Annotated in this window: 13 protein-coding genes; 5 read left to right on the plus strand and 8 right to left on the minus strand. The window is 58.5% G+C overall.

Annotated features, from left to right (window positions below):
• Positions 1–34: 34 nt before the first annotated feature.
• Positions 35–1,348: an MFS transporter gene (locus tag AC5S27_RS20360; RefSeq protein ID WP_493936393.1), complete on the plus strand. Its 1,314-nt coding sequence runs from the start codon at positions 35–37 to the stop codon at positions 1,346–1,348.
• Here the strand turns inward: AC5S27_RS20360 and AC5S27_RS20365 are convergent.
• From AC5S27_RS20365 to AC5S27_RS20375, 3 genes are read right to left on the minus strand one after another with little or no spacing between them, the layout of a single operon-like run.
• On the minus strand, positions 1,345–2,001 hold the full coding sequence (locus tag AC5S27_RS20365) for a LutC/YkgG family protein (protein WP_493936394.1): 657 nt from the start codon (positions 1,999–2,001) through the stop codon (positions 1,345–1,347). The two genes, AC5S27_RS20360 and AC5S27_RS20365, sit on opposite strands and share 4 nt — an antisense overlap.
• Entirely contained in the window at positions 1,994–3,466 is a 1,473-nt protein-coding gene (locus tag AC5S27_RS20370) for a LutB/LldF family L-lactate oxidation iron-sulfur protein (RefSeq protein ID WP_493936395.1), read from the minus strand. Before AC5S27_RS20370 ends, AC5S27_RS20365 begins: the two co-directional genes overlap by 8 nt.
• Complete coding sequence (locus AC5S27_RS20375; RefSeq protein ID WP_493936396.1) at positions 3,463–4,206, minus strand: (Fe-S)-binding protein; 744 nt, start codon at positions 4,204–4,206, stop codon at positions 3,463–3,465. The genes AC5S27_RS20370 and AC5S27_RS20375 overlap by 4 nt, the downstream gene beginning before the upstream one ends.
• Positions 4,207–4,432: 226 nt before the next feature.
• Between AC5S27_RS20375 and AC5S27_RS20380 the strand changes: the two genes are divergently transcribed.
• Positions 4,433–7,366, plus strand: a complete 2,934-nt coding sequence (locus AC5S27_RS20380) for an FAD-binding and (Fe-S)-binding domain-containing protein (protein WP_493936397.1) — start codon at positions 4,433–4,435, stop codon at positions 7,364–7,366.
• Between the two features lie 10 nt (positions 7,367–7,376).
• Here the strand turns inward: AC5S27_RS20380 and glpK are convergent, their stop codons facing one another.
• The 5 genes from glpK to AC5S27_RS20405 all read right to left on the minus strand — a co-directional run bounded on the left by glpK (position 7,377) and on the right by AC5S27_RS20405 (position 18,131).
• Positions 7,377–8,897, minus strand: a complete 1,521-nt coding sequence (glpK, locus tag AC5S27_RS20385; protein ID WP_493936398.1) for a glycerol kinase GlpK — start codon at positions 8,895–8,897, stop codon at positions 7,377–7,379.
• 54 nt (positions 8,898–8,951) lie between these two features.
• Positions 8,952–10,307 (minus strand): DUF2252 domain-containing protein, encoded by a 1,356-nt coding sequence (locus AC5S27_RS20390; RefSeq protein ID WP_493936399.1) that lies wholly within the window; start codon positions 10,305–10,307, stop codon positions 8,952–8,954.
• A gap of 63 nt (positions 10,308–10,370) precedes the next feature.
• Positions 10,371–13,541 carry a multidrug efflux RND transporter permease subunit gene (locus AC5S27_RS20395; protein ID WP_493936400.1) on the minus strand — a complete coding sequence of 1,057 codons (3,171 nt, stop codon included), beginning with the start codon at positions 13,539–13,541 and terminating at the stop codon, positions 10,371–10,373.
• Between the two features lie 34 nt (positions 13,542–13,575).
• The gene (locus AC5S27_RS20400; RefSeq protein ID WP_493936401.1) at positions 13,576–16,710 is read right to left on the minus strand and encodes a multidrug efflux RND transporter permease subunit; all 3,135 of its coding nucleotides are present in this window, start codon (positions 16,708–16,710) and stop codon (positions 13,576–13,578) included.
• Positions 16,707–18,131: an efflux RND transporter periplasmic adaptor subunit gene (locus AC5S27_RS20405; protein WP_493936402.1), complete on the minus strand. Its 1,425-nt coding sequence runs from the start codon at positions 18,129–18,131 to the stop codon at positions 16,707–16,709. The genes AC5S27_RS20400 and AC5S27_RS20405 overlap by 4 nt, the downstream gene beginning before the upstream one ends.
• A gap of 306 nt (positions 18,132–18,437) precedes the next feature.
• Here AC5S27_RS20405 and AC5S27_RS20410 point away from each other — a divergent pair, with 306 nt between their 5' ends.
• The 3 genes from AC5S27_RS20410 (at position 18,438) to AC5S27_RS20420 (ending at position 24,635) form a co-directional block, all read left to right on the plus strand.
• Positions 18,438–19,922, plus strand: coding sequence for a UbiA family prenyltransferase (locus AC5S27_RS20410; protein ID WP_493936403.1), 1,485 nt, complete (start codon positions 18,438–18,440; stop codon positions 19,920–19,922).
• Positions 19,923–20,136: 214 nt separating this feature from the next.
• Positions 20,137–23,412 (plus strand): efflux RND transporter permease subunit, encoded by a 3,276-nt coding sequence (locus AC5S27_RS20415; protein ID WP_493936404.1) that lies wholly within the window; start codon positions 20,137–20,139, stop codon positions 23,410–23,412.
• Positions 23,409–24,635: an efflux RND transporter periplasmic adaptor subunit gene (locus tag AC5S27_RS20420; protein WP_493936405.1), complete on the plus strand. Its 1,227-nt coding sequence runs from the start codon at positions 23,409–23,411 to the stop codon at positions 24,633–24,635. Before AC5S27_RS20415 ends, AC5S27_RS20420 begins: the two co-directional genes overlap by 4 nt.

The raw sequence follows: 24,635 nt of genomic DNA on the forward strand, positions 1-24,635 counted from the left end.
GCAACGGGAAGCATGATCCAGCCGAAGGATAAGTATGCCATCCGGTATCAATCCACTGCCGCGTGAACCCGAAGAGCCAGTAGAGTTGGCTCTCGAGTCCTTCAAGATCGGCAATATTCGCTGGCGCATCTGCGCACTACTCTTCTTCGCCAACACGATCAACTACATGGACCGGCAGGTGCTGAGTTTTCTGGCACCCCTTCTACAGATCAAGATTGGCTGGAATGAAGTCCAGTACGGCTACATCGTGGTCGCATTTCAGGCTGCGTATGCATTGGGTCTGCTGGTCGTCGGCGGCATCATCGATCGCATCGGAGTTCGCCTTGGATACGCACTGACGATCGGGCTATGGAGCCTGGCATCAATGAGCCATGCCATCGCACGCTCCGCGCTATCCTTCGGTGTCTCGCGGTTCTTCCTTGGACTTGGTGAGTCAGGAAATTTTCCCGCGGCAATCAAGACGGTCGCGGAATGGTTCCCGAAAAAAGAGCGCGCACTCGCTACAGGTATTTTCAATAGCGGCACCAGCATAGGAGCGATTCTCGTACCGCTTTGTGTGCCTTGGGTCGCGGACCATCTGGGCTGGCAGGCGGCGTTTCTCTTTACCGGGGCATTCAGTTTCATCTGGCTCATCCTCTGGTGGACTACGTATCAGAACCCCGAACATGACGCTAAGCTCAGCCCGCGCGAACTCGCGTACATCCGCAGCGATCCCGCGACGAGCGTCGTAAAAGTGCCGTGGCTTCGCCTGCTTGGTTATCGTCAGACATGGGCTGTACTACTTGGCAAGTTTTTGACTGACCCGGTCTGGTGGTTTCTGCTCTTCTGGCTCCCCAAGTATCTCGCTTCCGACTTCCATCTCAAGCTGACCACGCTTGCCTTACCGATCATCGTCATTTACGTCGCGTCCACTTTTGGCAGCATCTTCGGCGGCTGGCTGCCAGCACTCTTCATCCGAATGGGTCTGGGCGTGAAAGCTGCTCGACGCACGGCGATGTTGATGTGTGCACTCTGCGTCACGCCCTTCATGCTTGTCGGCCAGATCCACAACCTGTGGACGATTGTCGCAGTGATCAGCCTCGCTGCCGCTGCGCATCAGGGCTGGTCCGCGAACATCTTTACGCTGGCCTCGGACATTTTTCCGCGCGCAGCAGTCGGCAGCGTGACCGGTATAGGTGGTTTTGGCGGAGCTGCTGGCGGCATGTTGGCGGCACTAATCGTGGGCGAGGTACTCCAGCACTCACACAGCTACACGGCGATCTTCTTTTTCGCGGGAACTGCTTACCTCACCGCCTGGCTGATCATCCAATTCCTCGTGCGTAAGCCCGAGTTAGTCTTTCTCGACTAGTCCTCTACAAGCAATACGTCCAGAAACCTTGGACCATGCACGCCCTTAATACGCGTCATTTCGATATCCGCCGTTGCCGATGGTCCCGAGATGAACGTCGTTGGTACGGTCGATGTTGCAGCCAGCCGCGCGAATGCCTCGGGTACGGTAGCCACAATCTGGCTACCGAATACGACGCAAAGGTGATAGTCCGGCACGAGAGAAAGGATGCGCGCGCCCTGCGCATCTGCATTCTGGAGAACAATCGAGCCGGTCTCGGCAATAGCCACAGTACAGCCGCAGAGGATACCCTGGCTGCGGTCGAGTTGATACGCGTCGTACCCCTGCGCAACCTCAAAGACAAATCCTTCGGGCAGCCAGGCTTGCGGCAATGCGGCGGGAATCGCAAGGCCCGACTTACCCCGCTTCATAAGAATCCGACCTATGGTTTCAGCAATCGTGTGCGGGGACGCGGTGTATATGCCTGCGTCGTATTCGATCAGGCGATCCGTCAATAATTCAAACAACTCTGGCCGGCTCGCATCGCTGCTTCGCGTGTAAGTGCGCGGAATCGATGCATATTCGGCCGCGATGGCTTTAGGAGCACTAGCTGAGCCAAGCGACATGCGAATACTGGCAAGGATGCGCGCGCGACTGCTGGTTGGCTCAGACACTCGGCTTCCTTTCAACTGGCTTGCCGTTACCGGCATGAGGAGCTTTCTCCTGCGCCCACCAGTCGCGGAACGATTGCGCCGGCATAGCCTTCAGATCGCGCGTCTGCGTCCAGCCGCTCAGCATCAGGGGCATCCACTCGATGAAGCCGTTTTTCGAAACAAGCAGCTTCTGCCCGACCTGCCCCATGTGCTCGGCCATCGACAGCCTGCTTGAGTCTTTGAAGAGAAATGCCGCAGCCTGCATGCCGATGTTCCAGAGGCTGAGTTTCCCGGCAAGCGTCGCCTGCTCTTCGCGAACGATCTTGCCACGCAGATGAATCAGCACCTCGGGAATGTTAATCTTCACCGGGCAGACCTCATAGCAGGCGCCACACAGCGACGATGCATACGGCAGCGAACGCCCCTGTTCCATTGATTGCAGCTGCGGCGTGAGAATCGCCCCAATCGGCCCCGCGTATACGGACTCATAGGCGTGCCCACCGGTCTGATGGTAAACAGGGCACGCATTGAGACAGGCTGCGCAGCGAATGCACTGCAGCGTCTGCCGCGCCTCCTTATCGGCAAGAATCGGGCTGCGGCCATTGTCCAACAGAACAACGTGAAATTCCTGGGGACCATCTCCGGGATGAACACCACACCAGGTCGAGTTGTACGGGTTCATGCGCTCGCCCGTAGCGGACCGAGGCAGCGTCTGCAGAAAGATCTCAAGATCCTGGAAGCTGGGAATGACCTTCTCGATACCCACGATTGAGATCAGCACATCGGGCAGAGTCAGGCACATGCGCCCGTTGCCTTCGGACTCCACGATGCACATACCGCCCGTATCCGCGATAAGAAAGTTACCGCCGGAAATTGCGACCTTGATGCGAAGATACTTCTCGCGAAGATAGTCCCGCGCCGCTGTAGCCAGGTCCTCCGGCTGATCGCCCAGATTTGGCAGGTTCATCTCACGCTGAAACATCGCCCGCACCTGAGCCTTGTTCACGTGCAGCGCCGGCGCGACAAAATGCGATGGCCGGTCCTTGCCAAGCTGAATGATGAGCTCGGCGAGGTCTGTCTCAATCGGGCGAATACCGTTAGCCTCAAGCGTGGCATTGAGCCCGATTTCTTCCGAAGTCATCGTCTTGATCTTGATGACTTCCTTCGCCTGGTGTTGTTGTATCAGGCCTAGGATGATTCGGTTGGCCTCGGCTGCATCGCTGGCCCAGTGCACATGGCCGCCGGCGCGCGTGCAGTTCTCCTCGAACTGCGTGAGATAGTGATCGAGATGCCGCAGTGTGTGAGCGCGTACCTGAGCGCCGGCCTCCCGCAGGTCTTCCCAATCCGGAAGCTCAGCAGTGACCTTATTGCGCTTGCCCTGAATGACGTTGGTCGCATGCTGCACGTTCTTGCGCGTCTGTGAGTCCTGCAGCAGCTCCTTCGCTGCAGTAGGAAAATCGCGTGTATGCCATTGCGTCTGGCTCATGCATTCCCCGCGATCTGGCCTGAAGCAAGAATCTCTGCTAAGTGAGCCGTCCTTACGAATGTCCGCTGACGATGCAGCGATCCGTAGAGATGCATCAGGCAGCTATTGTCCACCGCAGTGCAAACCTCAGCCCCGGTATTCAGTACATTGCGGACCTTGTCGGCCAGCATCGCGGAAGAAACATCTGCATTCTTGATAGCGAATGTACCGCCAAAACCACAGCATTCCTGGATGTTCTGGATCGGCTGCAGATCGAGGCCGCGCACCTGCTTCAGCAGGCGGATCGGGATGTCGCCGAGATGCAGGCTCCGCATCGAGTGACAGCTTGCGTGGTACGTCACCTTGTGCGGATAGGTCGCTCCTACATCCTCAACTCCGAGCTTGCGCACCAGGAACTCAGAGAACTCGAAAATGCGCGGCAACAGCGATTCCACGTCAGCGACGAGCTTTGCATCCCCATCCATTTCCGCGGCCTTGATGTAGTGATCACGTATCATCGAGACGCAGGAAGACGAAGGAATCACCACTGCCTCCGCATCCTGATACACCTTCACAAAATGTCGGATGATCGGCACGGCCTCGCGCAGGTAACCTGTGTTCCAGTGCATCTGGCCGCAGCAGGTCTGCTCCGGCCGGAACTCGATCTCGTGTCCCAGCCGCTCGAGCACGTTGACGACTGCCTTCCCCGTCTCAGGAAAAAGAGCATCGTTGTAGCAGGTGATAAAAAGAGAAACGCGCACCGCCGACCTCGGATATGCAGCCATACCGCTCGCAGCCGCTGATTTGGAACGTTCTCAGTGTACGACGGCTGTGCATACAAGTGGAATGGCAATGGGTACTTAATTCCTCTAATGGGATTGATTGTGTGACAACAAGCTTACATCCGAAAAGCAATGAACTTCACCGCGTCACAAACACAACTGAAATATCGAATCAGCAGTTCCATAATAGGATGAAAGCGGAATCATGAGGATCGACCAAACGATGACAGCCTCACTGAAGCCCGGAGCCGCGGCAACAGCAGAAGCGCCCACGATTGGCAGCCAGGTGCAGTCGAACGAGATTCTGCGCTCGCTTGAGCACCTCATCGATCCAGAGCGCATCCTCATCCGGCCGATCGAACTCGTCGCGTTTGCTTCGGATGCCAGCTTTTATCGGCTTATTCCGCGCGCAGTAATTCAGCCGAAGACCGTAGAAGAGATCAAGCACCTGTTCCGTTTCAGCCATCAGCGGCACATCCCGCTGACGTTTCGCGCCGGGGGTACCAGCCTTTCCGGCCAGGCCATCACAGACGGCATTTTGGTGGACATCGGACGCCATTGGCGCTCTGTTCGCGTAGAGCAGAATGGCAAGGCAATCCGTGTACAGCCAGGCCTGATCGGTCAGCAAGCCAACCAGGCGCTGCAACTGTATGGAAGAAAGATCGGGCCCGACCCCGCCTCGATTGCGAGTTGCCGTTTAGGCGGCATTCTCGCGAACAACGCCAGCGGCATGTGCTGCGGGGTTGCGCAGAATGCCTATCACACCCTCAGTTCGTTGACCTTCATCCTGCCGTCGGGAACGCAGATCGACACCGCCGATCCGAACGCCGACAACATCTTCCGTATGCTCGAGCCGGAGCTCTGCGCAAGGCTGCTGCAACTGAAAAGGCAAATCAAGAGTCAGCCCGAACTGGAAGCGCGCATCCGGAGCAAGTACAAGACCAAGAACACTACCGGCTACTCGCTCAATGCCCTCCTGGACTTTGACCGGCCAGTCGATATCTTCAGCCATCTTCTCATTGGCTCGGAAGGAACCCTGGCCTTCATCGCGGAAGCGGTGCTGCACACAGTCCCCGACTATGCGAAGAAGTCGACCGGGCTGCTTATCTTTCCTGACCTGCATGCTGCGTGTTCGGCAATCGGCGCTCTTACTGCGGCAGGCGCCGCTGCTCTTGAGCTCATGGATTGCGCGTCGCTGCGATCGGTTGAGGATCAACCGGGTGTGCCCACCTATCTGAAAGAACTGCCAAATCAGGCAGCAGCGCTGCTGGTCGAATTCCAGACCAATGACGATGCGCAGTTACGCATACTGGAAAACGCGGCGCAGCTTGTCGTTGCCAGGCTGCCGCTGCTTCATCCCGCAGTGTTCACGACAGACCCCATGCAGCACGCGAAACTCTGGAAGATTCGCAAAGGTATGTTTCCTTCCGTCGGAGCGGTACGGGCCAGCGGGACGACAGCTATCATCGAAGACATTGCGCTGCCTGTCGAAAGGCTGGCTGATGCCGCGCTGGACCTGCAGGCGCTGTTCGCACGACATGGCTATGACAACGCCATCATCTTTGGTCACGCCAAGGATGGAAATCTGCACTTCGTCCTCACCCAGGGCTTCAACACCACCCGCGAGATCGAGCGCTATCGATACTTCATGGACGACGTTGTGACTCTCGTCGTCGCCAAATACGATGGCGCATTGAAGGCCGAGCACGGCACAGGCCGCAACATGGCTCCCTTCGTCGAAACGGAGTGGGGAGCGGATGCCTATCGCATCATGCAGGAGTTGAAGGCGATCGCCGACCCGCTCAATCTGCTCAACCCCGGCGTCATCGTCAACTCCGACCCACTGGCGCACGTGAGCGACTTGAAGGAGTTTCCAGTCGTTGAGCCGGAGGTGGACAAATGCATCGAGTGCGGCTTCTGCGAGCACAGCTGCCCAAGCCGCGACATTACGCTCACTCCGCGCCAGCGCATCGTGGTGCGCCGTGAGATGCAGCGGATGCGTGACAACAACGCCTTACCAGCAAGCCGCGAGGCGCTCGAGCGCGACTTCCCATACATGGCACTCGACACCTGCGCTGCCGATGGCCTTTGCGCCACCGATTGCCCGGTCAGTATCGACACCGGCAAGCTGACGAAGCGCTTCCGCGCCATCCGCCACACCGCCTTTGCCAACTGGATCGCGACACGCATGGCCCATCACTTCATCCTGCCGGAATGGGGTGCGCGCATGGCTCTCGGGCTTGGCCATCGAATAGAAGGTGCACTCGGTCCAGAGTTCATGACTGGTATTACCAAGTTAGCTGATCGAACGAGCCGCAAGCTCTTCGACGAGCCATTCTGGCAATGGGGCTATCCGATGCCAAAGCCTCGCAAGGGAGCGCTGCCCCAAAGCAAGAGCGAAGGCGCGGACGCCGTCTACTTTGCCGCCTGCATCTCGCGCATGATGGGCGCTTTACCCGGTGAGCCGGAAGAAACAACGAACATGCAGGCACTGCTCAATATCGCGGAACGTGCGCGCATCAAGCTCTATGTTCCGCGCGATCTGCCCGGCCATTGCTGCGGCGTGCCGTTCTCTTCGAAAGGCTTTGAAGCAGCCAACGAAGCCAGTGTGAACCACACCATCGCGAGCCTCTATCGATGGTCCGATTCCGCGCGTCTACCTGTCGTTGTCGATACCAGCCCCTGCACCTACGGCTTGAAAACCTGCCGTGCGCAACTCACACCGGAGAACCAGCAGAGATTAGACAAGCTGCACATTCTCGATGCAATCGAGTTTGCCCACAGCACGATCCTGCCGCGTCTCGATATTCAGCGAACCCTGCCATCCGTTGCATTGCATCCAGTCTGCTCCGCAACCAAGATGGGGATCGGGGCAAAGCTGGTTGCACTCGCCGACGCGTGCAGCGACGAGGTAGTCGTTCCGCAGGAGGCAGGTTGCTGCGCCTTCGCCGGGGACCGGGGTTTTCTGCACCCTGAGCTAACCGCGTCAGCCACCACCGGAGAAGCGGTAGAGCTTGAGCTGCAGCGGCACGACGGCTACTATTCCTCAAGCCGCACCTGCGAGATCGGCATCAGCAGGGCCACAGGAAAGGTCTACCGCAGCTACCTGCACCTGCTGGACTACGCGTCGCGCCCCTAGCCGGCAGCGGTCAGACATTCCAGCGCCGCGAACGCTCCACCGCATCCTTCCAGCGGTTTCTTCGAGCAGCCACTTCGTCAGCGGGAAGCTTTGGATCAAACTGGGTATCTTGATGCCGGTTTGCCCGCAACTCGTCTGCGCTATCCCAGAAGCCCGTCGCAAGCCCCGCCAGATACGCAGCGCCCAGGGCCGTCGTCTCCGTCACCTTGGGGCGGATCACAGGCACACCCAGCACATCGGCCTGGAACTGCATCATCAGGTCATTCACCGCCGCGCCGCCATCAACGCGTAACGCGGGCAACTTGGTACCGGTGCCAGCAGCCGAATCCTGCTGCATCGCTTCCAGTGCGTCGGCCACCTGAAAAGCAACGCTCTCCAGAGCTGCACGTGCAATGTGCCCAGGCTGTGTGCTGCGGCGGAGACCAATGATCAGTCCGCTGGCGTGCGGATCCCAGTGCGGCGCACCCAAACCCACAAACGCAGGCACGAAAACCACGCCATCCGTATCGGGTACCGTCGCCGCGAGCGATTCCACATCCGACGACGAATGAATCATCTTCAGATTGTCCCGCAGCCACTGCACAACCGCGCCACCGATAAAAATGCTGCCCTCAAGCGCATATTCGAGCTTCCGGTTCGCGCTCGCAGCCAGCGTGGTAATCAACCGGTTCTTGGACTGCAGAAAACCAGTGCCGATGTTCTGCAACAGGAAGCAACCGGTGCCATAGGTATTCTTCGCCTCACCGGGATTGAAACAGAGCTGGCCAAGGAGCGCCGCCTGCTGGTCGCCTGCGATGCCTGCAATGGCAATCCCACCAAGCCCATGCGAAGTGTTTACCTCTGCGATGCGCTCGCTCGACCATTTGACCTCCGGGAGCATGCTCGCAGGAATACCAAAAAGCTTCAACAGCTCGTCATCCCAGCGGCCTTCGACGATGTTGTAAAGCAAAGTACGCGAGGCATTCGTCTGGTCCGTGACATGCACCGGCGCGGCGGATCCGCTGCCCTGCCCGCTCGTCAAGTGCCAGATCAGCCAGCTATCCACCGTTCCCATGGCGAGCTTGCCTGCCTCGGCACGGGCACGCGCACCAGGCACGTTGTCGAGGATCCACGCTACTTTTGTCGCGGAAAAATATGGATCCAGCACGAGACCGGTCTTCTCGCGAACCATCGGCTCCGCGCCATCGGCCACCAGTCGTTCGCAATGGCCTGCACCACGCCGGTCCTGCCAGACAATCGCGTTATAGACCGGCTGCCCAGTCTCGCGATCCCACACGACGACCGTCTCGCGCTGGTTCGTGATGCCCAGCGCGGCCACATCATGCGCTTCCAGTCCAGCGCGCACCAGCGCTTGCACCGCGCAGCTCATCTGCGAGGTCAAGATCTCGGTGGGATCATGCTCCACCCAACCGGGCTTGGGATAAATCTGCTTGAATTCCTGCTGTGCCACGGAGACGATTGCGCCAGCGTGGTCGAAGAGAATTGCGCGGGAACTAGTCGTCCCCTGATCGAGCGAAAGAATATAACTCATGCCGCCTTTGTGTATCACGCTGCATCCAGCCTGGGCAAGCGCGTGGAAGCCCTGCTATCGTTTCGCGCGCTTCAACGCCGCCCAATCCTTCTCCGTCTGATCTGCATACGCGTGGCCGAAATGGGCGAGTGCGTCGGCAAACCCCTCGCCCGCGCCAAGGTATCCGGCAATCTCCTGTGCGTCGCCGGACCGCGCATGACCGCGCGCCAAAAGTTCGCCGCAGAGCTGTGCATACTCAATAAGACCTTCGCCATTCAGGTCGGTCAGCTCGATAGAAGCCTTGTGATCGCTCAACCTGCGCACCAGATAGTCGCGCCCTTCAATCGTCGTATAGCCAAGCAGAATATCCGTGCCAGTCTGGATCAGTCTCTGTCCCTCTACCACCCGCTGGCCCTGATGTTTCGGCACATGAGGATCGCTCAGATAAGGCGCATACGCCGACGCAGCCTCTTCCTTAATCTGCAGGAACAGAGGGTCGCCCGGCCCATTGCCTTCCATGTAAACGCAATAATCGCGCAATCCCACCGATCCAGTACCGACAACTTTGAAGGCCACATCGACAGGCCTGTACTGCGCCAGAAAATGCTGGCGCTGCGACTGCAATGTCTGCGCGTAGGCCTTCAGCGAATCGATCACTGTCTTCGCCTTCGCCCCAGTCACGCGAGTGAGGATAGGCTTATTTTCGCGGTACTGCCGCGGCGTATTCAGGTCGACTTCCTTCGCAGGTTTGGTAGCCTTCTTCGACGAGTCAACCGCCGAACCTGCAGCAGGGACTGGCTCTGTAAGTTGCTCCAACGTATGCAGTGGTGTTGTGCGCAGAGCCTTGCGCAAAGCCAGATGCACCGGCGCAATCTCTTCGATCCGGCTGATCTGGTCCCGAATCATTTCAAGCACCGGCATCGGCGCATACGCACGCATCCGCTCGGCATAACTGATGATGCAACGCAACACAGCGCGCGTATTGACGCTGTCTTTATTCCCCGCAGCGCGCCCTGCCACCACGAGAGATGCCGCCATGCGCTTCAGATCCCACTCAAAAGGACCCTGAAACGTTTCGTCAAAATCATTGATATCGAAGATCAGGCGTCCATCTTCCGCCGCATATGCGCCAAGATTGTTCACATGCGCATCACCACAAAGCTGAACCAGGATGCCAGTATTGGGCATAGCCGCAAGATCGGCTGCCATCACTGGAACCGCCCCGCGAAAAAAGCCGAAAGGCGAAGCAATCATGCGTTCGTATTTAATTTTGATAAGCGCAGGGACACGCCCCTTCACCGAGCGCTGAAGCAACTGCAGTGGAGGAGTTAGCCGGCCCTTTGCCGAAAACTCGGCATTCTGCTTGCGCGGCATCTGCTTGCGCCGCGCCTGACCCTTGGCAAATCGTTCTTCCGGAGTAGCGACTTTCATATCAGGGGAAGATATCACGTCCGGCACCCAGCCAGCAGGAACTCATGCTGCCACTTGGCTGGCTTAGTCCCCGTGCGACGGCGCCTCTTCGAGTTCTGAACCCACGCGGTGCGGCTTCATAAGCCGCCATTGCAGGCGATCGAAGAATAGATATACCACCGGCGTGGTAAACAAAGTAAGCATCTGCGAAACGATCAGACCACCCACGATCGTGATACCCAGTGGCCTGCGAAGCTCTGCTCCCACGCCCGTGCCAAACGCGAGCGGAAGGGCACCGAACAAAGCCGACAGTGTGGTCATCATGATCGGTCGGAAACGCAACTGGCAAGCCTTGTAGATAGCCTCCATCGGAGGCAGTCCATCATCACGCTCGGCCTGCAAGGCGAAATCAATCATCATGATCGCGTTCTTCTTCACAATCCCGATCAGCAGCAGAATGCCGATCAACGCGATGATGCTGAGATCCGTCCCGGTGAGCAGCAACGCCAGGATCGCACCGACGCCTGCAGATGGCAGCGTAGTCAGAATGGTGATGGGGTGAATCAGGCTCTCATAGAGAATGCCCAGTACGATATAAACTGCCGCTAGAGCGGCCAGGATCAGGTATGGCTCATTGGCCAGCGAAGCCTTGTAAACCTGAGCCGTTCCCTGAAACGTTGCATGGACCGTAGAAGGCATACCCATCTCACGCTGAGCGTTTTCCAGTGATGTCACAGCATCGCCGAGGGCTACGTTGGGAGCTAGATTAAAAGTAAGCGTAACCGCCGGATACTGACCTTGATGATTGACCTGAAGAGATGTGCGCGATGAATCAAAGTGAGCGATCGTAGCCAACGGAACCGTGGCACCCGACGTAGTCTTGATATAGATTCCATTCAGTGAATCCGGGCTGTTTTGAAACTCCGGCGCTACCTCCATCACCACGAAGTACTGGTTTAACGCCGTATACATCGTCGAGACCTCGCGCTGGCCAAACGCGTCATAGAGCACCTGATCGATCTGCGTCATAGTAATGCCTAGCCGTGACGCTGCATCTCGATCAATGACCAGCTTCGCCTGCAGGCCCTGGTCCTGCTGGTCAGACGAAACATCTCTCAGTTGCTGCAGTGTACGCATCTTTGCCAGCAACCTTGGCGCCCAGGTATTCAACTCATCCAGATTCTCGTCCGACAGCGTGTACTGATACTGCGCATCGCTGCCCCGTCCGCCAGTCTGAAACTCCTGTTGCACCTGTAGAAATAGCGTTGCGCCAGGAACACTCGTCAGTCTCTTACGCAAACGGTTGACAACGTCATCGGCTGAGACCTCTCTGCCCTTCTCGTTCTTGCCGCGATCGCCCAAAGGCTTAAGAGCAATAAACATGCGACCGACATTGTTGCTGCCGCCACCCGGCCCACCGCCGCCGACAAAGGCGGTTACTGTTTGTATGGCCGGGTCGTCCAGCACCATTTGCGCCAGGGTTTGCTGCTTGACCTTCATCGCATCAAAGGAGATGTCCTGAGCCGCTCGCGTTGATCCACCCAGGCGCCCAGTATCCTGCTGGGGAAAGAGTCCAGTAGGCACGATTGTGTACAGATAGACGCTCAGACCAAAGGTCCCGACTGTCACACCGAGCATCAGCCATTGGTGCCTCAGGACCCAGCTCAACCCGAGCAAGTATTCATCTAAAAGCCACTGGAAAGCTCGTTCACTGACCTTGTACAGACGACCGTGCCTTGCTGGATCATGCGGCTTCAGGAACTGTGCACACATCATGGGAGTTGTGGTCAATGAGACGAGCAGGGACATGGCGATTGCTACGCTAAGTGTGACTGCAAACTCTCGAAAGAGGCTACCGATAACACCACCCATCAGGAGAATAGGAATAAACACAGCGATCAGCGAAATGCTCATCGAAAGCACAGTAAAGCCGATCTCGCGCGAACCTCTCATAGCCGCTTCAAACGGCTTCATTCCCTGTTCAAGGTAGCGCGTGATGTTCTCGATCACCACGATCGCATCGTCAACGACGAAGCCGGTCGAGATGGTCAACGCCATCAGCGAAAGATTATCCAGCGTGTACCCAAGCATGTACATCACGCCGAACGTGCCCACCAGAGAAAGCGGCACTGCAATAGACGGAATTACTGTAGCCCAGACCTCGCGAAGGAAGAGAAAAACTACCAGCACCACCAGCACTACGCTGATAATCAAAGACCGTTCCACATCTCTGACACTCGCGCGGATCGTAGTTGTACGATCGACTGCTACGTTGATGCGAATGGTCGGAGGAATTTCGGCCTGCAGGCGCGGTAACTCACCCAGAACGTTATCCACGGATTCGATCACGTTCGCGCCAGGCACTTTGAACACGATGATGAGAATAGCCGGACGCATCACCGACCCAGGACCAGCGTTGATCCCAGCCAGACCAGCGCTGTGAAGATCGGCTACTGAGTCGGTGACCGTGCCCAGATCGGATACACGTACGGGCGCACCGGTCGTTGCGTTGTAGCCTGCGATCAGCGGCGCATAGTCCTGCGACTTGAATATCTGATCGTTATCGTCGATCAGCCAGCGGTTCCGGTCGTCATGAAACGAGCCCTTAGGCCGATTGGCATTAGCATTCGCGAGCGCTGTGCGCACCGCTTCAAGACCGACACCATACGAACTCAACTGCATCGGATTCAACTCAACACGCACCGCAGGACTCGAGCTGCCGCCGACAAATACCTGACCGACTCCCTGAATCTGCGCAATCTTCTGCGCGAGAATCGAATCGGCTATATCGTAAATCTGCGGCTTCGGTACCACATCCGAAGTCAGCGTAAGAATGAGGATCGGCGCATCCGCAGGGTTTGTTTTTCGATAACTGGGGTTCTGCGGAAGGTACGATGGCAACTGGCTGCGCGCCGCATTGATCGCCGCCTGCACGTCGCGTGCCGCCGCGTTGATGTCGCGGTTCATATCGAACTGCAATGTCACCGATGCCGAACCCAGCGAGCTCGACGAAGTCATCTGCGTAATGCCAGCGATCCTCCCGAACTGACGCTCCAACGGCGCCGCCACATTTGAGGCCATCGTCTCCGGGCTGCCTCCTGGCAACCCGGCACTGACAGAGACGGTCGGAAGATCTACTTCGGGCAACGAAGCCACGGGCAGCAACGAATAAGCAACCGAGCCAGCCATCAGCAATGCCAGGCTGAGCAGCGTAGTAGCTACCGGTCTGCGGATAAATGGAGCGGAAAGATGCATACGTCCTTACGTGTTCTGCTTGCTCGCTGGTTCGTTAATCGCCGGCAATGGCGTGCGCGTGTTCATCCATCTCAACAGTCCTGCTCTTCTTGCCCATGCGGTTCGCCAGCCGGTCAAAGTAGAGATAGATCACAGGCGTCGTATACAAAGTGAGCAACTGCGAGACCAGCAATCCGCCCACGATGGTGATACCCAGCGGCTTGCGCAGCTCAGACCCCACGCCCGAACCCAGGGCCAGCGGCAACCCACCCAGCAGAGCCGCCATGGTGGTCATCATGATCGGCCGGAAACGCAGCAGGCAAGCCTGAAAAATCGCGTCGTGCGGAGACTTATGCCCTTCCCGCTCTGCCTCGAGCGCAAAGTCGATCATCATAATCGCGTTCTTCTTCACGATGCCGATCAGCAGGATCACGCCAATCAGCGCAATCACACTGAAGTCGGTGCGCGTCACCAGCAGCGCAAGAATCGCACCTACACCTGCGGAGGGCAAAGTAGAGATGATGGTGATCGGATGCACATAGCTTTCGTACAGAACACCGAGAACGATATAGACAGTGATCAATGCTGCAAGAATCAGGATTGGTTCGTTGGCCAGCGACGCCTGGAATGCCGCAGCAGTGCCTTCAAACGTTCCATTGATGCTGGCGGGCAGTTGGATAGCCTGCTCGACTCGCTTGGTCGCGGCAACAGCATCGCCCAGCGACTTGCCCGGCGCCACATTGAAGCTGATAACGGTCGCTGGGAATTGTCCTTGATGACCGATCGCAAGCTGTGCGCGCGTCTGCTCCCAGTGCGCCAGGTTGCTCAACGGCACCTGCGTTCCGTTGGAAGATTTCACATAGAGGCTCGCGAGCACCGAAGGGTCAGTCTGGAAGTTCGGCCCGACCTCCATCACCACGTGATACTGATTCAACTGCGTGAAAATCGTGGACACCTGCCGCTGCCCGAAAGCGTCGTACAGCGTGTTATCGATATCCGCAACCGCGATGCCAAGGCGCGCCGCCGTATCGCGATTGATCACCAGCTGTGTACCAAGTCCCTGGTCCTGCAGATCGCTGGCCACATCCCGCAACTCAGGCTGCTTGCTCAACTCCTGCACCATCTTGCGTGTGTACTTCGCCAACTCGACCTGATCGGGATCGCCAAGCGCGTACTGGAACTGCGTGCGGCTCACACGATCTTCCACGGTCAGATCCTGCGATGGCTGAAGAAAAAGTTGAATTTCCTGCAGATTTTCGAACTTCGGCTGCAGGCGCGCAATGACGTCTGTCGCCGAGATTCCACGATCTGCGAGCGGCTTCAGATTGATCTGAATGCGGCCGCTGTTCAGCGTGGTGTTCGTACCATCCACTCCGATGAACGAGGAAACACTCTCGACCGCCGGGTCCTGCAGCACGATATCCACAAGCTTCTGCTGACGTTTCGCCATGCTCTCGAACGACACCGTCTGCGGAGCTTCCGAGATGCCCAGGATCACGCCCGTATCCTGTACAGGAAAGAAGCCCTTGGGCACGATAAGGAACAGCACAATCGTAGCGACCAGAGTGCCGATCGTTACGAGAAGTGTTGTGAACTGGTGTCGCAGAATGACTTCAAGTGTGCGGCCATAGAAGGCTATGACAGATTCGAAGACCTTTTCCGAGGCGCGATAGAACCGCCCTTGCTGGGCCTCAGGCTTGTGCTTCAGCAAGCGCGCACACATCATCGGCGTCAGCGTCAGCGAGACCACTGCGGAGACGAGAATCGTAATCGCCAGCGTGACTGCGAACTCGCGGAAGAGCCGCCCAACCACGTCGCCCATGAAGAGCAGCGGGATCAGCACCGCGATCAGCGAGACCGTCAGCGAGACGATCGTAAAGCCGATCTGTCCGGCGCCCTTCAGCGCGGCATGGAGCGGGTCCTCGCCTTCCTCGATGTAGCGCGAGATGTTCTCGATCATCACGATGGCATCATCGACAACGAAGCCGGTCGAGATAGTAAGCGCCATCAGCGTGAGATTGTTCAGGCTGTAGCCCAGCAGGTACATCACACCAAAAGTACCTACCAGTGACAGGGGCACCGCAACAGCAGGAATGATCGTCGCGACCAGATTCCTCAGAAAGAGGAAGATCACCATGACGACCAGCCCAATGGTCAGAATCAGTGAGAACTGAACATCCTCCACCGAAGCACGAATGACAGAAGTGCGATCAGTAAGAACCTGCACCTGGATGGACGCAGGCAGACTGGTCTTCAACTGCGGCAGCAGAGCCGTGATCCGGTCAACAACGCCAATAATGTTTGCACCCGGCTGCCGTTGAATGTTGAGAATCACCGCCGGATGACTCCCCAGAGCCGGAGTCGCCATCCATGCCGCTTGCTGCGAGTTTTCAGCAGCGTCGACTACCGTGGCCACATCGGTCGTGCGCACCGCCGCACCATTGCGATAGGCAATGATGATTGGCTTATATTCCGCACTCGACAAAAGCTGATCGTTGGCGCCTACGGTATAGGACTGCCGCGATCCATTCAGCGTACCCTTGGCCTGATCGACGTTAGCGGCACCTAACGCAGTGCGCAGGTCTTCCAAACTGAGGTTGTAGGAGGCAAGCTGTGCGGGATTCGCCTGAATGCGCACCGAAGGCTTCTGCCCGCCGGCGATGGACACGAGCCCCACTCCGGTGACCTGCGAGATCTTCTGCGCAAGATTGGTATCCGCCGCATCCTCGACCTTATCAAGCGGCAACACATCCGAGGTCAGGGCAAGCGTCATGATCGGCGCGTCGGCTGGATTGACCTTGCTGTAGACCGGCGGGTTCGGCAAGTCAGTCGGCAGGAAGCTGTTGGCCGCGTTGATCGCAGCCTGAACTTCCTGTTCGGCAACATCGATGTTCTCGTCAAGGTTGAACTCAAGCGTGATGACCGACCCGCCGCCAGAGCTGACCGAGGTCATCTGCTTGAGTCCCGGCATCTGTCCAAACTGCCGCTCCAGCGGAGCCGTAACCGAAGACGACATCACATCGGGTCCCGCACCGGGATAGAAAGTGAGCACCTGGATGATCGGGTAGTCAACTTCCGGCAGCGCAGAAACAGGCAGCTGCAGATAGCTGACGAAGCCGGCCAGCAAAATCGCCACCATCAGCAGCGAGGTCGCTACCGGGCGCAGAATAAATGGCCGTGACGGATTCAAGGCTGGCTCCGCTTAGGCTGGTTCGGATGGCCTGCATGATTCGCGCTGCCCGAATGATTCGCCGGCGGCTCACTGGTGGAGCGCCGCTTGTCCGGATGCTCTGTCTCCATCTGACCCGCCGTCATCGGAGCCGGCGCGGACGGAGTCTTCTGCCCGGCCGTGTCCGGAGGCAGTTGTGTTGAGGCCTGGCTATCAGCGCTCACCTTCTGTTTCGGGGAGCTGGGAATCACCTTGGCGCCGTCATGCAGTCGGTCCGCGCCATCGATAACGATCTCCGCGCCCGCAGGCGGGCCGCTGTCCAGGATCGTCAACTGGCCCTCAGCCAATGCCACCTTAACCGGAATCATCTTGACCGTGCTGTCCTGCTGTACTTCCCAGACGAATGTGCCATTTGAACCGGTCTGGATCGCCGCAGACGGCAGCACAAGCGCCTTGGGCCGCTGCTGAATAATGAGGTGAATGTTCACAAACTGGTTGGGAAACAGGCTCTCATCGGCATTGGTAAAAACAGCCTTCAATTTCGCCGTTCCAGTCGTCGTGTCGATCTGATTGTCCGAGGTCAGCAACTGCCCGATCGCGAGCCGCGTTGTGTCGCCGCGATCAAAAGCCTCGGCCACTAGCCGCTGGTCTGCGCGCAACTTGGAAAGCACCTGCGGCAACAGATTTTCAGGCAGGGTGAAGTAAACTGCGATCGGCTGCAGCTGATTGACGATTACCAGGTTCGTCGTATTCGCCGTGATGATGTTGCCCGGATCGACCAGCCGCAGGCCAATCTTGCCCGAGATCGGCGACTGGATCGTGCACCAGTCCAGCGAAAGCTGCGCCGTCTCGATTGCCGCCTCGTCACTCTTGATCTGGCCTTCGTACTGCCCGAAGGAGGACTGCTGAGAGTCGAGCGACTCTTTCGAAACGACACCGGCGGCATACAGCGCCGTGTAGCGGTTAAACTCAGCCTGCGCATTCTTCAGCAGCGCCTGGTCATGCGCCAGCGTTCCCTTGGCCTGATCCAGGGCGGCCTTAAAAGGCTTGGGGTCGATCACCATGATCGTCTGACCGGCTTTGACCTGCTGGCCTTCGGTAAAGTTCACCTTGTCTAGCTGCCCGTTCACGCGCGCCTTCACCGTCACGCTGTAGTACGGGGTCACCGTACCCAGCGCTGTCAGATAAACAGGCATCGGCCGCTGTTCCACTGGTACAGCTTGCACCGGCACCGGGCGATTCAGGAGGGCGTTGGCTTGCTTTTCCGCCTGCGCCTTCGCAGCCTGCTTATTCTCGTACACCCGATATACGGCAAAAACGACAAGGCCAATCACCAGCAGGTAAAGAATGGGCCGGATCCACCCCAACTTACGCTTTGCGGGTACTGGCTGAGATTGAGACGATTCGGTGCTGGGTACATCGGTTGGAGAAGACAAAGGCATACGTTCCCTTTTTGTAGTGAATGCTGTTTTGCAGTCAAAAGTTCGATGCGGTCCGGTGCGCGTTCCGTTGCGCCGTTCTGCCAGGTGTTCTGATGTACGCGGCCCGGTGGTGAAAACAACGGCAAGCCTTAGACTGACGCTCCTACCTTCGGACGGTCAAGCCCCAAGAATTGTTTCGGCAGGAATTACCGGCTGGCCCCTGTGGAACCCATTTTCCGTACAACGATATACTGAACGAAACTTATATAGTTACGATGCAATTTTTTGTAGCGCGGCAGAGATCCCGCAGAAGGATATGAAACAAACGTGATCCAGTCAGGCGAAAGCGGAAAAATCGGCTCCAGTCTATACCGGGCCGATCCAGCTGCGGACGCCGACGGCACGCCGCTCTGCGTCGACCTCGATGGAACGCTGGTCAAATCCGACACCTTCCACGATTCACTCTGCGTCCTGCTCCGCAATCGGCCCAGCCAGCTTCTGCACGTTCCCAAATGGCTCGCCTCCGGCGGAAAAGCGTTCGTCAAGGCCAAAGTCGCGGCCCTGGCTCCGCTCGATGCCTCACAACTGCCCTACAACAAGGCTGTCCTCCACTTCCTCGAACAGCAGCATCAGCTGGGACGCCCAATCTATCTGGCCACCGGAGCGGACATCTCCCTGGCCGAGCGCGTCGCAGACCACCTCGGCCTGTTTTCCGGCGTTCTGGCCTCCGACGGCGCAACTAACCTGACCCACCACCACAAGCTGGCCGGGCTTCAGCAGCGTTTTCCGTATTTCGACTACATCGGTAACGGCATGGCCGACCTTCCCGCGCTCTCCCACGCCGGACACGCGTATACCGCCAACCCGTCCCGCGCGTTGACCGTGGCACTGAAGGCCAGGAGCCTGCCGGTTACGCAGACTTTCCGCGACCACAAGCCAATCGGAAGCACGATTCTGAAAGCAATCCGCATGCACCAGTGGGCTAAGAACGTGCTTCTCTTCCTGCCCCTGCTGCTCTCGCATAAGCTCTCCTGGCACACGCTGATTCCGGCAATCGCGGCCTTCTTCTGCTTCAGCTTCATCGCCTCGGCCAACTATCTCCTCAACGATTTGCTGGACATCGAGAGTGACCGCCGGCACCTGAAAAAGCGCTTCCGCCCCTTCGCCGCAGGAGACCTCCCGGTCTTTACCGGCTTGGCCGTTGCCGCGCTCCTGGTCGCCGGCTGCTGTGCCTTTCTCCCCTCCCTCCCGCTGAATTTTTCACTGTGGCTATTGCTCTACGTGGTCACGACCTCGGCTTATTCCTGGGTCTTCAAGCGCGTTCCCCTGGTCGATGTCCTGCTCCTGGCCGGGCTTTACACCCTGCGCATGCAGGCCGGCGGCGCCGCGACCGGCACCCTGATCTCCCCATGGCTCTCCAGTTTCGCCGTCTTCCTTTTCCTCTCGCTGGCCATGGTCAAGCGCTTCAGTGAACTCGCCAACCTCCGCGAACGCGGCATCGTCAACTCCCATGGCCGCGGATACCTGGTCAGCGACTTGGAGCAGATTCGCAGCTTCGGCACCACCAGTGCCACCGCCGCAGTACTGGTTTTCATGCTTTACATCGCTCGTCCAGACGTGGACGCCCTGTATCACCATTCGGGACGTCTATGGCTGATCGTTCCGCTCATGCTCTTCTGGCTCTACCGGGTCTGGCTGCTTGCCTCCCGTGGCGAGCTCGACGAGGACCCTGTCATCTTCGCCATCCGGGATGGCGTCAGCCTCGCCATTGCTGCTTGTATTGCAATCCTTGCAGTTTTCGCTACCTTCTAACCCCTTCCAGGCTGCACATAGGCCGGGGCTAAAGATGCCGAACTCATACAGCTTCGGGCTTTCCTGCATCTTCATAGGTGGCTCGTTCGTCCTATACCGTGTGCGCCTGTTGAAATGACTTGGCTGAAAGCACGTTTCCCAGTCTGCAGAATTTAGACTGAATTCATAACTGCGACCGTTTTTCTTCGAGTCTCCGGGAGCGACCAAAAAAACTATGTGGATTGTCCGGCTGGCGTTACGGCGGCCATATACCTTTGCCGTCTTTGCCATTCTTCTGCTTATCATTGGGGCCTTCAGTATCCTGTCGATGCCGACAGATATCTTCCCCAATATCAATATCCCTGTCGTCTCGGTTGTCTGGCAGTTTACTGGCCTCTCCGCGGAAGAGATGTCCAACCGCATCACCTCTAACAGCGAACGCGGCATGACCACCACGGTCAACGACATCGAACACATCGAGTCCCAGTCGCTCAACGGCATCGCCGTCATCAAGGTCTTCTTTCAGCCGCATGTCGATATCGGTTCCGCCGTCGCCCAGGTCAACTCCATCAACCAGGTGCAGCTCCGCTCGCTGCCTCCCGGCACCACACCGCCCTTCATCATCCAGTACAACGCGTCGAGCGTACCCGTTTTGCAACTCGGTCTCTCCGGCCAGGGCCTCTCCGAACAGCAGCTCAATGATTTCGGCCAGAACATCATCCGCACCCGCCTCGCCACCGTCCAGGGCGCAGCCATTCCCTATCCCTACGGCGGCAAACAGCGCCAGATTCAGGTCGATCTCAATATCAACGCTTTGCAGGCCAAGGGCCTCTCGCCTGCCGACGTGGTCAACGCCATCTCCGCTCAGAACCTGATCGCCCCATCCGGAACCATGAAGGTCGGCAAGACGGAATACGCGATCGAGACCAACTCCGCGCCGCCCATCGTAGCCGAGCTCAACGACCTGCCCATCCGTGCTGTGAACGGCGCCGTAATCTACGTCCGGGATGTCGCCCACGTTCGCGACGGCTTCCCGCCCCAGACCAACATCGTCCGCGTCGATGGCCAGCGCGCTACGCTGATGTCCATCCTGAAGAGCGGTTCGGCATCCACCCTGGCGATCATCAAGGGCATTAACGAAAAGCTGCCACCGATCCTCGCCCAGCTCAATCCCAACCTGCGCGTCACCCCGCTCAACGATCAGTCCATCTTCGTTCGCGGCGCCATCAACGGCGTCGTCCGCGAAGCCATCATCGCTGCCTGCCTCACCGGCGCAATGATCCTGATTTTCCTCGGAAGCTGGCGCTCCACGGTCATCATCGCCGTCTCCATTCCTCTGTCGATCCTCAGTTCGCTGATCATGCTCTACGCGCTCGGCGAAACCATCAACATCATGACCCTCGGCGGCCTCGCGCTGGCCGTCGGCATCCTGGTCGATGACGCCACCGTCGAAATCGAAAATATCAACCGCAATCTCGAATCCGGCAAAGAAATCGAGCAGGCCATCCTCGACGGCGCAGCCCAGATCGCCATTCCCGCGCTCGTCTCGACCCTCGCCATCTGCATCGTCTTCGTCCCGATGTTCTTCCTCAGCGGCGTCTCGCGCTATCTCTTCGTACCGCTCGCCGAAGCCGTCGTCTTCGCCATGCTCGCCAGCTACCTGCTCTCGCGTACCGTCGTGCCCACCATGGCCAAGTACCTGCTCAAGGAGCACACCGACGAAGACGCCGAGAAGCGAAAAACCAGCCGCAATCCCTTCGTCGCCTTCCAGCGCGGCTTTGAGCACTACTTCGAAAAAATCCGCAACGGCTACGTCCGGCTACTCACCTTCGCCGTGGATCACGCCACTGCCTTCATCGTCATCTTCCTGCTGATCTGCATTGTGTCAGTGGGCGGCCTCGTCCCGTGGCTCGGCCAAGACTTCTTCCCGACGGTCGACTCCGGCGCCTTCAAGATCCACGTCCGCGCTCACACCGGCATGCGCATTGAGGAAACCGCCTCGCTCTGCGACCACATCGATTCGGCCATCCGCCGGGAAATCCCGAAGGACGAAATGGTCAGCATCATCGACAACATCGGACTTCCCTACTCCGGCTACAACCTCTCCTACTCCACCTCGGCCCCCATCGGTACCGCCGATGCCGATATCTCCGTGCAGCTCACCGAAAAACATCACCCCACCGAGAACTACGTCCTGAACCTGCGCGACAGTCTCGCCCGGCAATTCCCCGGCGTTACCTTCTACGTCCTGCCCGTCGATATCGTCACGCAGATTCTGAACTTTGGCCTGTCCTCGCCAATCGACATCCAGATCATCGGACCGAAACTGCAGGAAAATCGCGTCTATGCAGAGAAGCTGCTCAACGATGTGAAGTTCGTCCCCGGAGCCGTGGACACCCGCATCCAGCAGCCCTTCAATGCGCCCAAGTTCACCGTGAACGTAGACCGCACCCGCTCCGAGGAGGTCGGCCTGACCCAGAAAGACGTCGCCACCAGCATCCTCGTAGCGCTCAGCGGCAGCTTCCAGACCACACCCAACTTCTACCTCGACCCCAAGAATGGCGTCTCCTACAACATCGCCATCCAGGCGCCGCAGTACAACATTGATTCCGTCGCCAAGCTGCAGAGCCTGCCCGTCACCACTTCAAGCGGCACCGCAGGCATGCCCACCGCCCCAAGTCCCACAGCCTTTACCTCCGCTCCCGGAAGTCCACAATCGATGCAGGTCCTCAGCAACCTCTCGACCCTCGTTCCCGGCAACGAACTCGGCACCGTCAGCCACTACGACATTCAGCCAGTGCTCGATATCTACGCAAACGTCGATGGAGCCGACCTCGGCTCGGTGACTCGCGCCATCAACACAAAAATTAAAGCGCACGCAAAGGATGTGCCGGCCGGAACTCAGATCGTCCTCCGCGGCCAGAGTGACACGATGGAGAAATCGTATAAAGGACTTCTAGCCGGACTCGCCTTCTCGATCCTGCTGGTTTACTTCCTCATCGTGGTCAACTTCCAATCCTGGCTGGACCCGTTCCTGATCATCTCCGCACTACCCGCAGCGATCACCGGCATCGTCTGGTTCCTCTTCCTCACCGGAACCCGCCTCAGTGTCCCTGCCCTCACCGGCACCATCATGTGCATGGGCGTGGCCACAGCAAACTCGATCCTGGTCGTCAGCTTCGCCCGTGAACAGCTCGAAATCCTGGTCGGCGACGCCCGCAAGGCCGCGCTGAACTCCGGCTTCGTCCGCTTCCGCCCCGTTTTAATGACCGCATTGGCCATGATCATCGGCATGGTACCCATGGCCCTCGGCCTCGGCGACGGCGGCGAGCAGAACGCCCCGCTCGGCCGCGCCGTCATCGGCGGCCTGTTGCTGGCAACAGTCGCCACACTCTTCTTCGTACCGACATTCTTCGCCGCCCTGCACGGGCGCATCGAAAAGAAGGCCCGCAGCAAGCGTGCCAAGACGTCAAGCACCGTCGTTGACGAGCAATTTCCGGAGCAGCTATGAGCACTGAACCAAATACGCCCGCACAACCCCAGGCCCCTTCGCATCACGACAACGAAACCGCGCCTGACCAGAAACCCATCAAGACCGGTCACGCTATCACCGCTGCCGTTGTGCTCATCCTCGTGCTCGCCGTCCTCGCCGTCGTCGGCATCCTGCCGCGAATGCACGCCAGTGCCAAGCTCAAAGACCACACCGAAGAAATGGCCGCCCCCTCGGTCATCACCATGGCGCCCAAGCCGGGCCAACCGATTCAAGAACTCGCCCTGCCCGGTAACGTGACCGCATACACGGACTCACCCATCTTCGCCCGCACCTCCGGCTACCTTTCCCGCTGGTACTTCGATATCGGCGCCAAAGTGAGCAAAGGCGCACTGCTGGCCGAAATCGCAAGCCCGGAAATCGACCAGCAGCTGGCCCAGGCGGAAGCAGACGTAAACACCGCCAAGGCCAACGCCAACAACGCCAAGATCCAGGCGGACCGCTACAGGGACCTCGTCAAGACCAACGCCGTCTCCCAGCAGGACACCGATACTTACGTCAACCAGGCCTCATCCACGGCAGCGCAGGTCAAATCCGCCGAAGCCAATGTCCAGCACTACAAGGAGCTGACCTCCTTCGAGAAGGTCTACGCCCCCTTCGACGGCGTAGTCACCGCCCGCAACATCGACACCGGCCAGCTCGTCAATTCCGGTACCGGCACGGAGCTCTTCCGCATCCAGGCCGTAAATACTCTGCGCGTCTACACCAACCTGCCCGGCGTCTACTCCGCTTCAGTGAAGAAGGGTGAAATCATCGACCTCACCTTCGCCGAGCACCCCAACCAGACCTTCCACGGCAAGCTGGTGCGCACCGCCGACGCCATCGACCCCGCCAGCAGAACACTGCTCGTAGAAATCGACGTAGACAACCACGACGGCAAGCTCCTCGCCGGCACCCTCGCTCAGGTCCACTTCAAGGTCAACCCCGTCGGCAACGCCTTCATTCTTCCCGTCTCAGCCCTCATCTTCCGCAACGAAGGCCTTCGCGTCGGCGTCGTCAGGGACGGCGTAGCGCACCTCGTTCCCGTCACCATGGGCCAGGACGACGGCCGCACAGTCCAGGTCATCACCGGCATCAATAAAGACGACCAGATCATCCAGGACCCGCCCGATTCGCTCATCGACGGCGAAAAGGTCCACGTCCTTTCCGCCCAGGAAGAAAAAGCAGCGCAGGGGGGCAAGTAG

Source organism: Acidicapsa borealis (genome assembly GCF_059115245.1).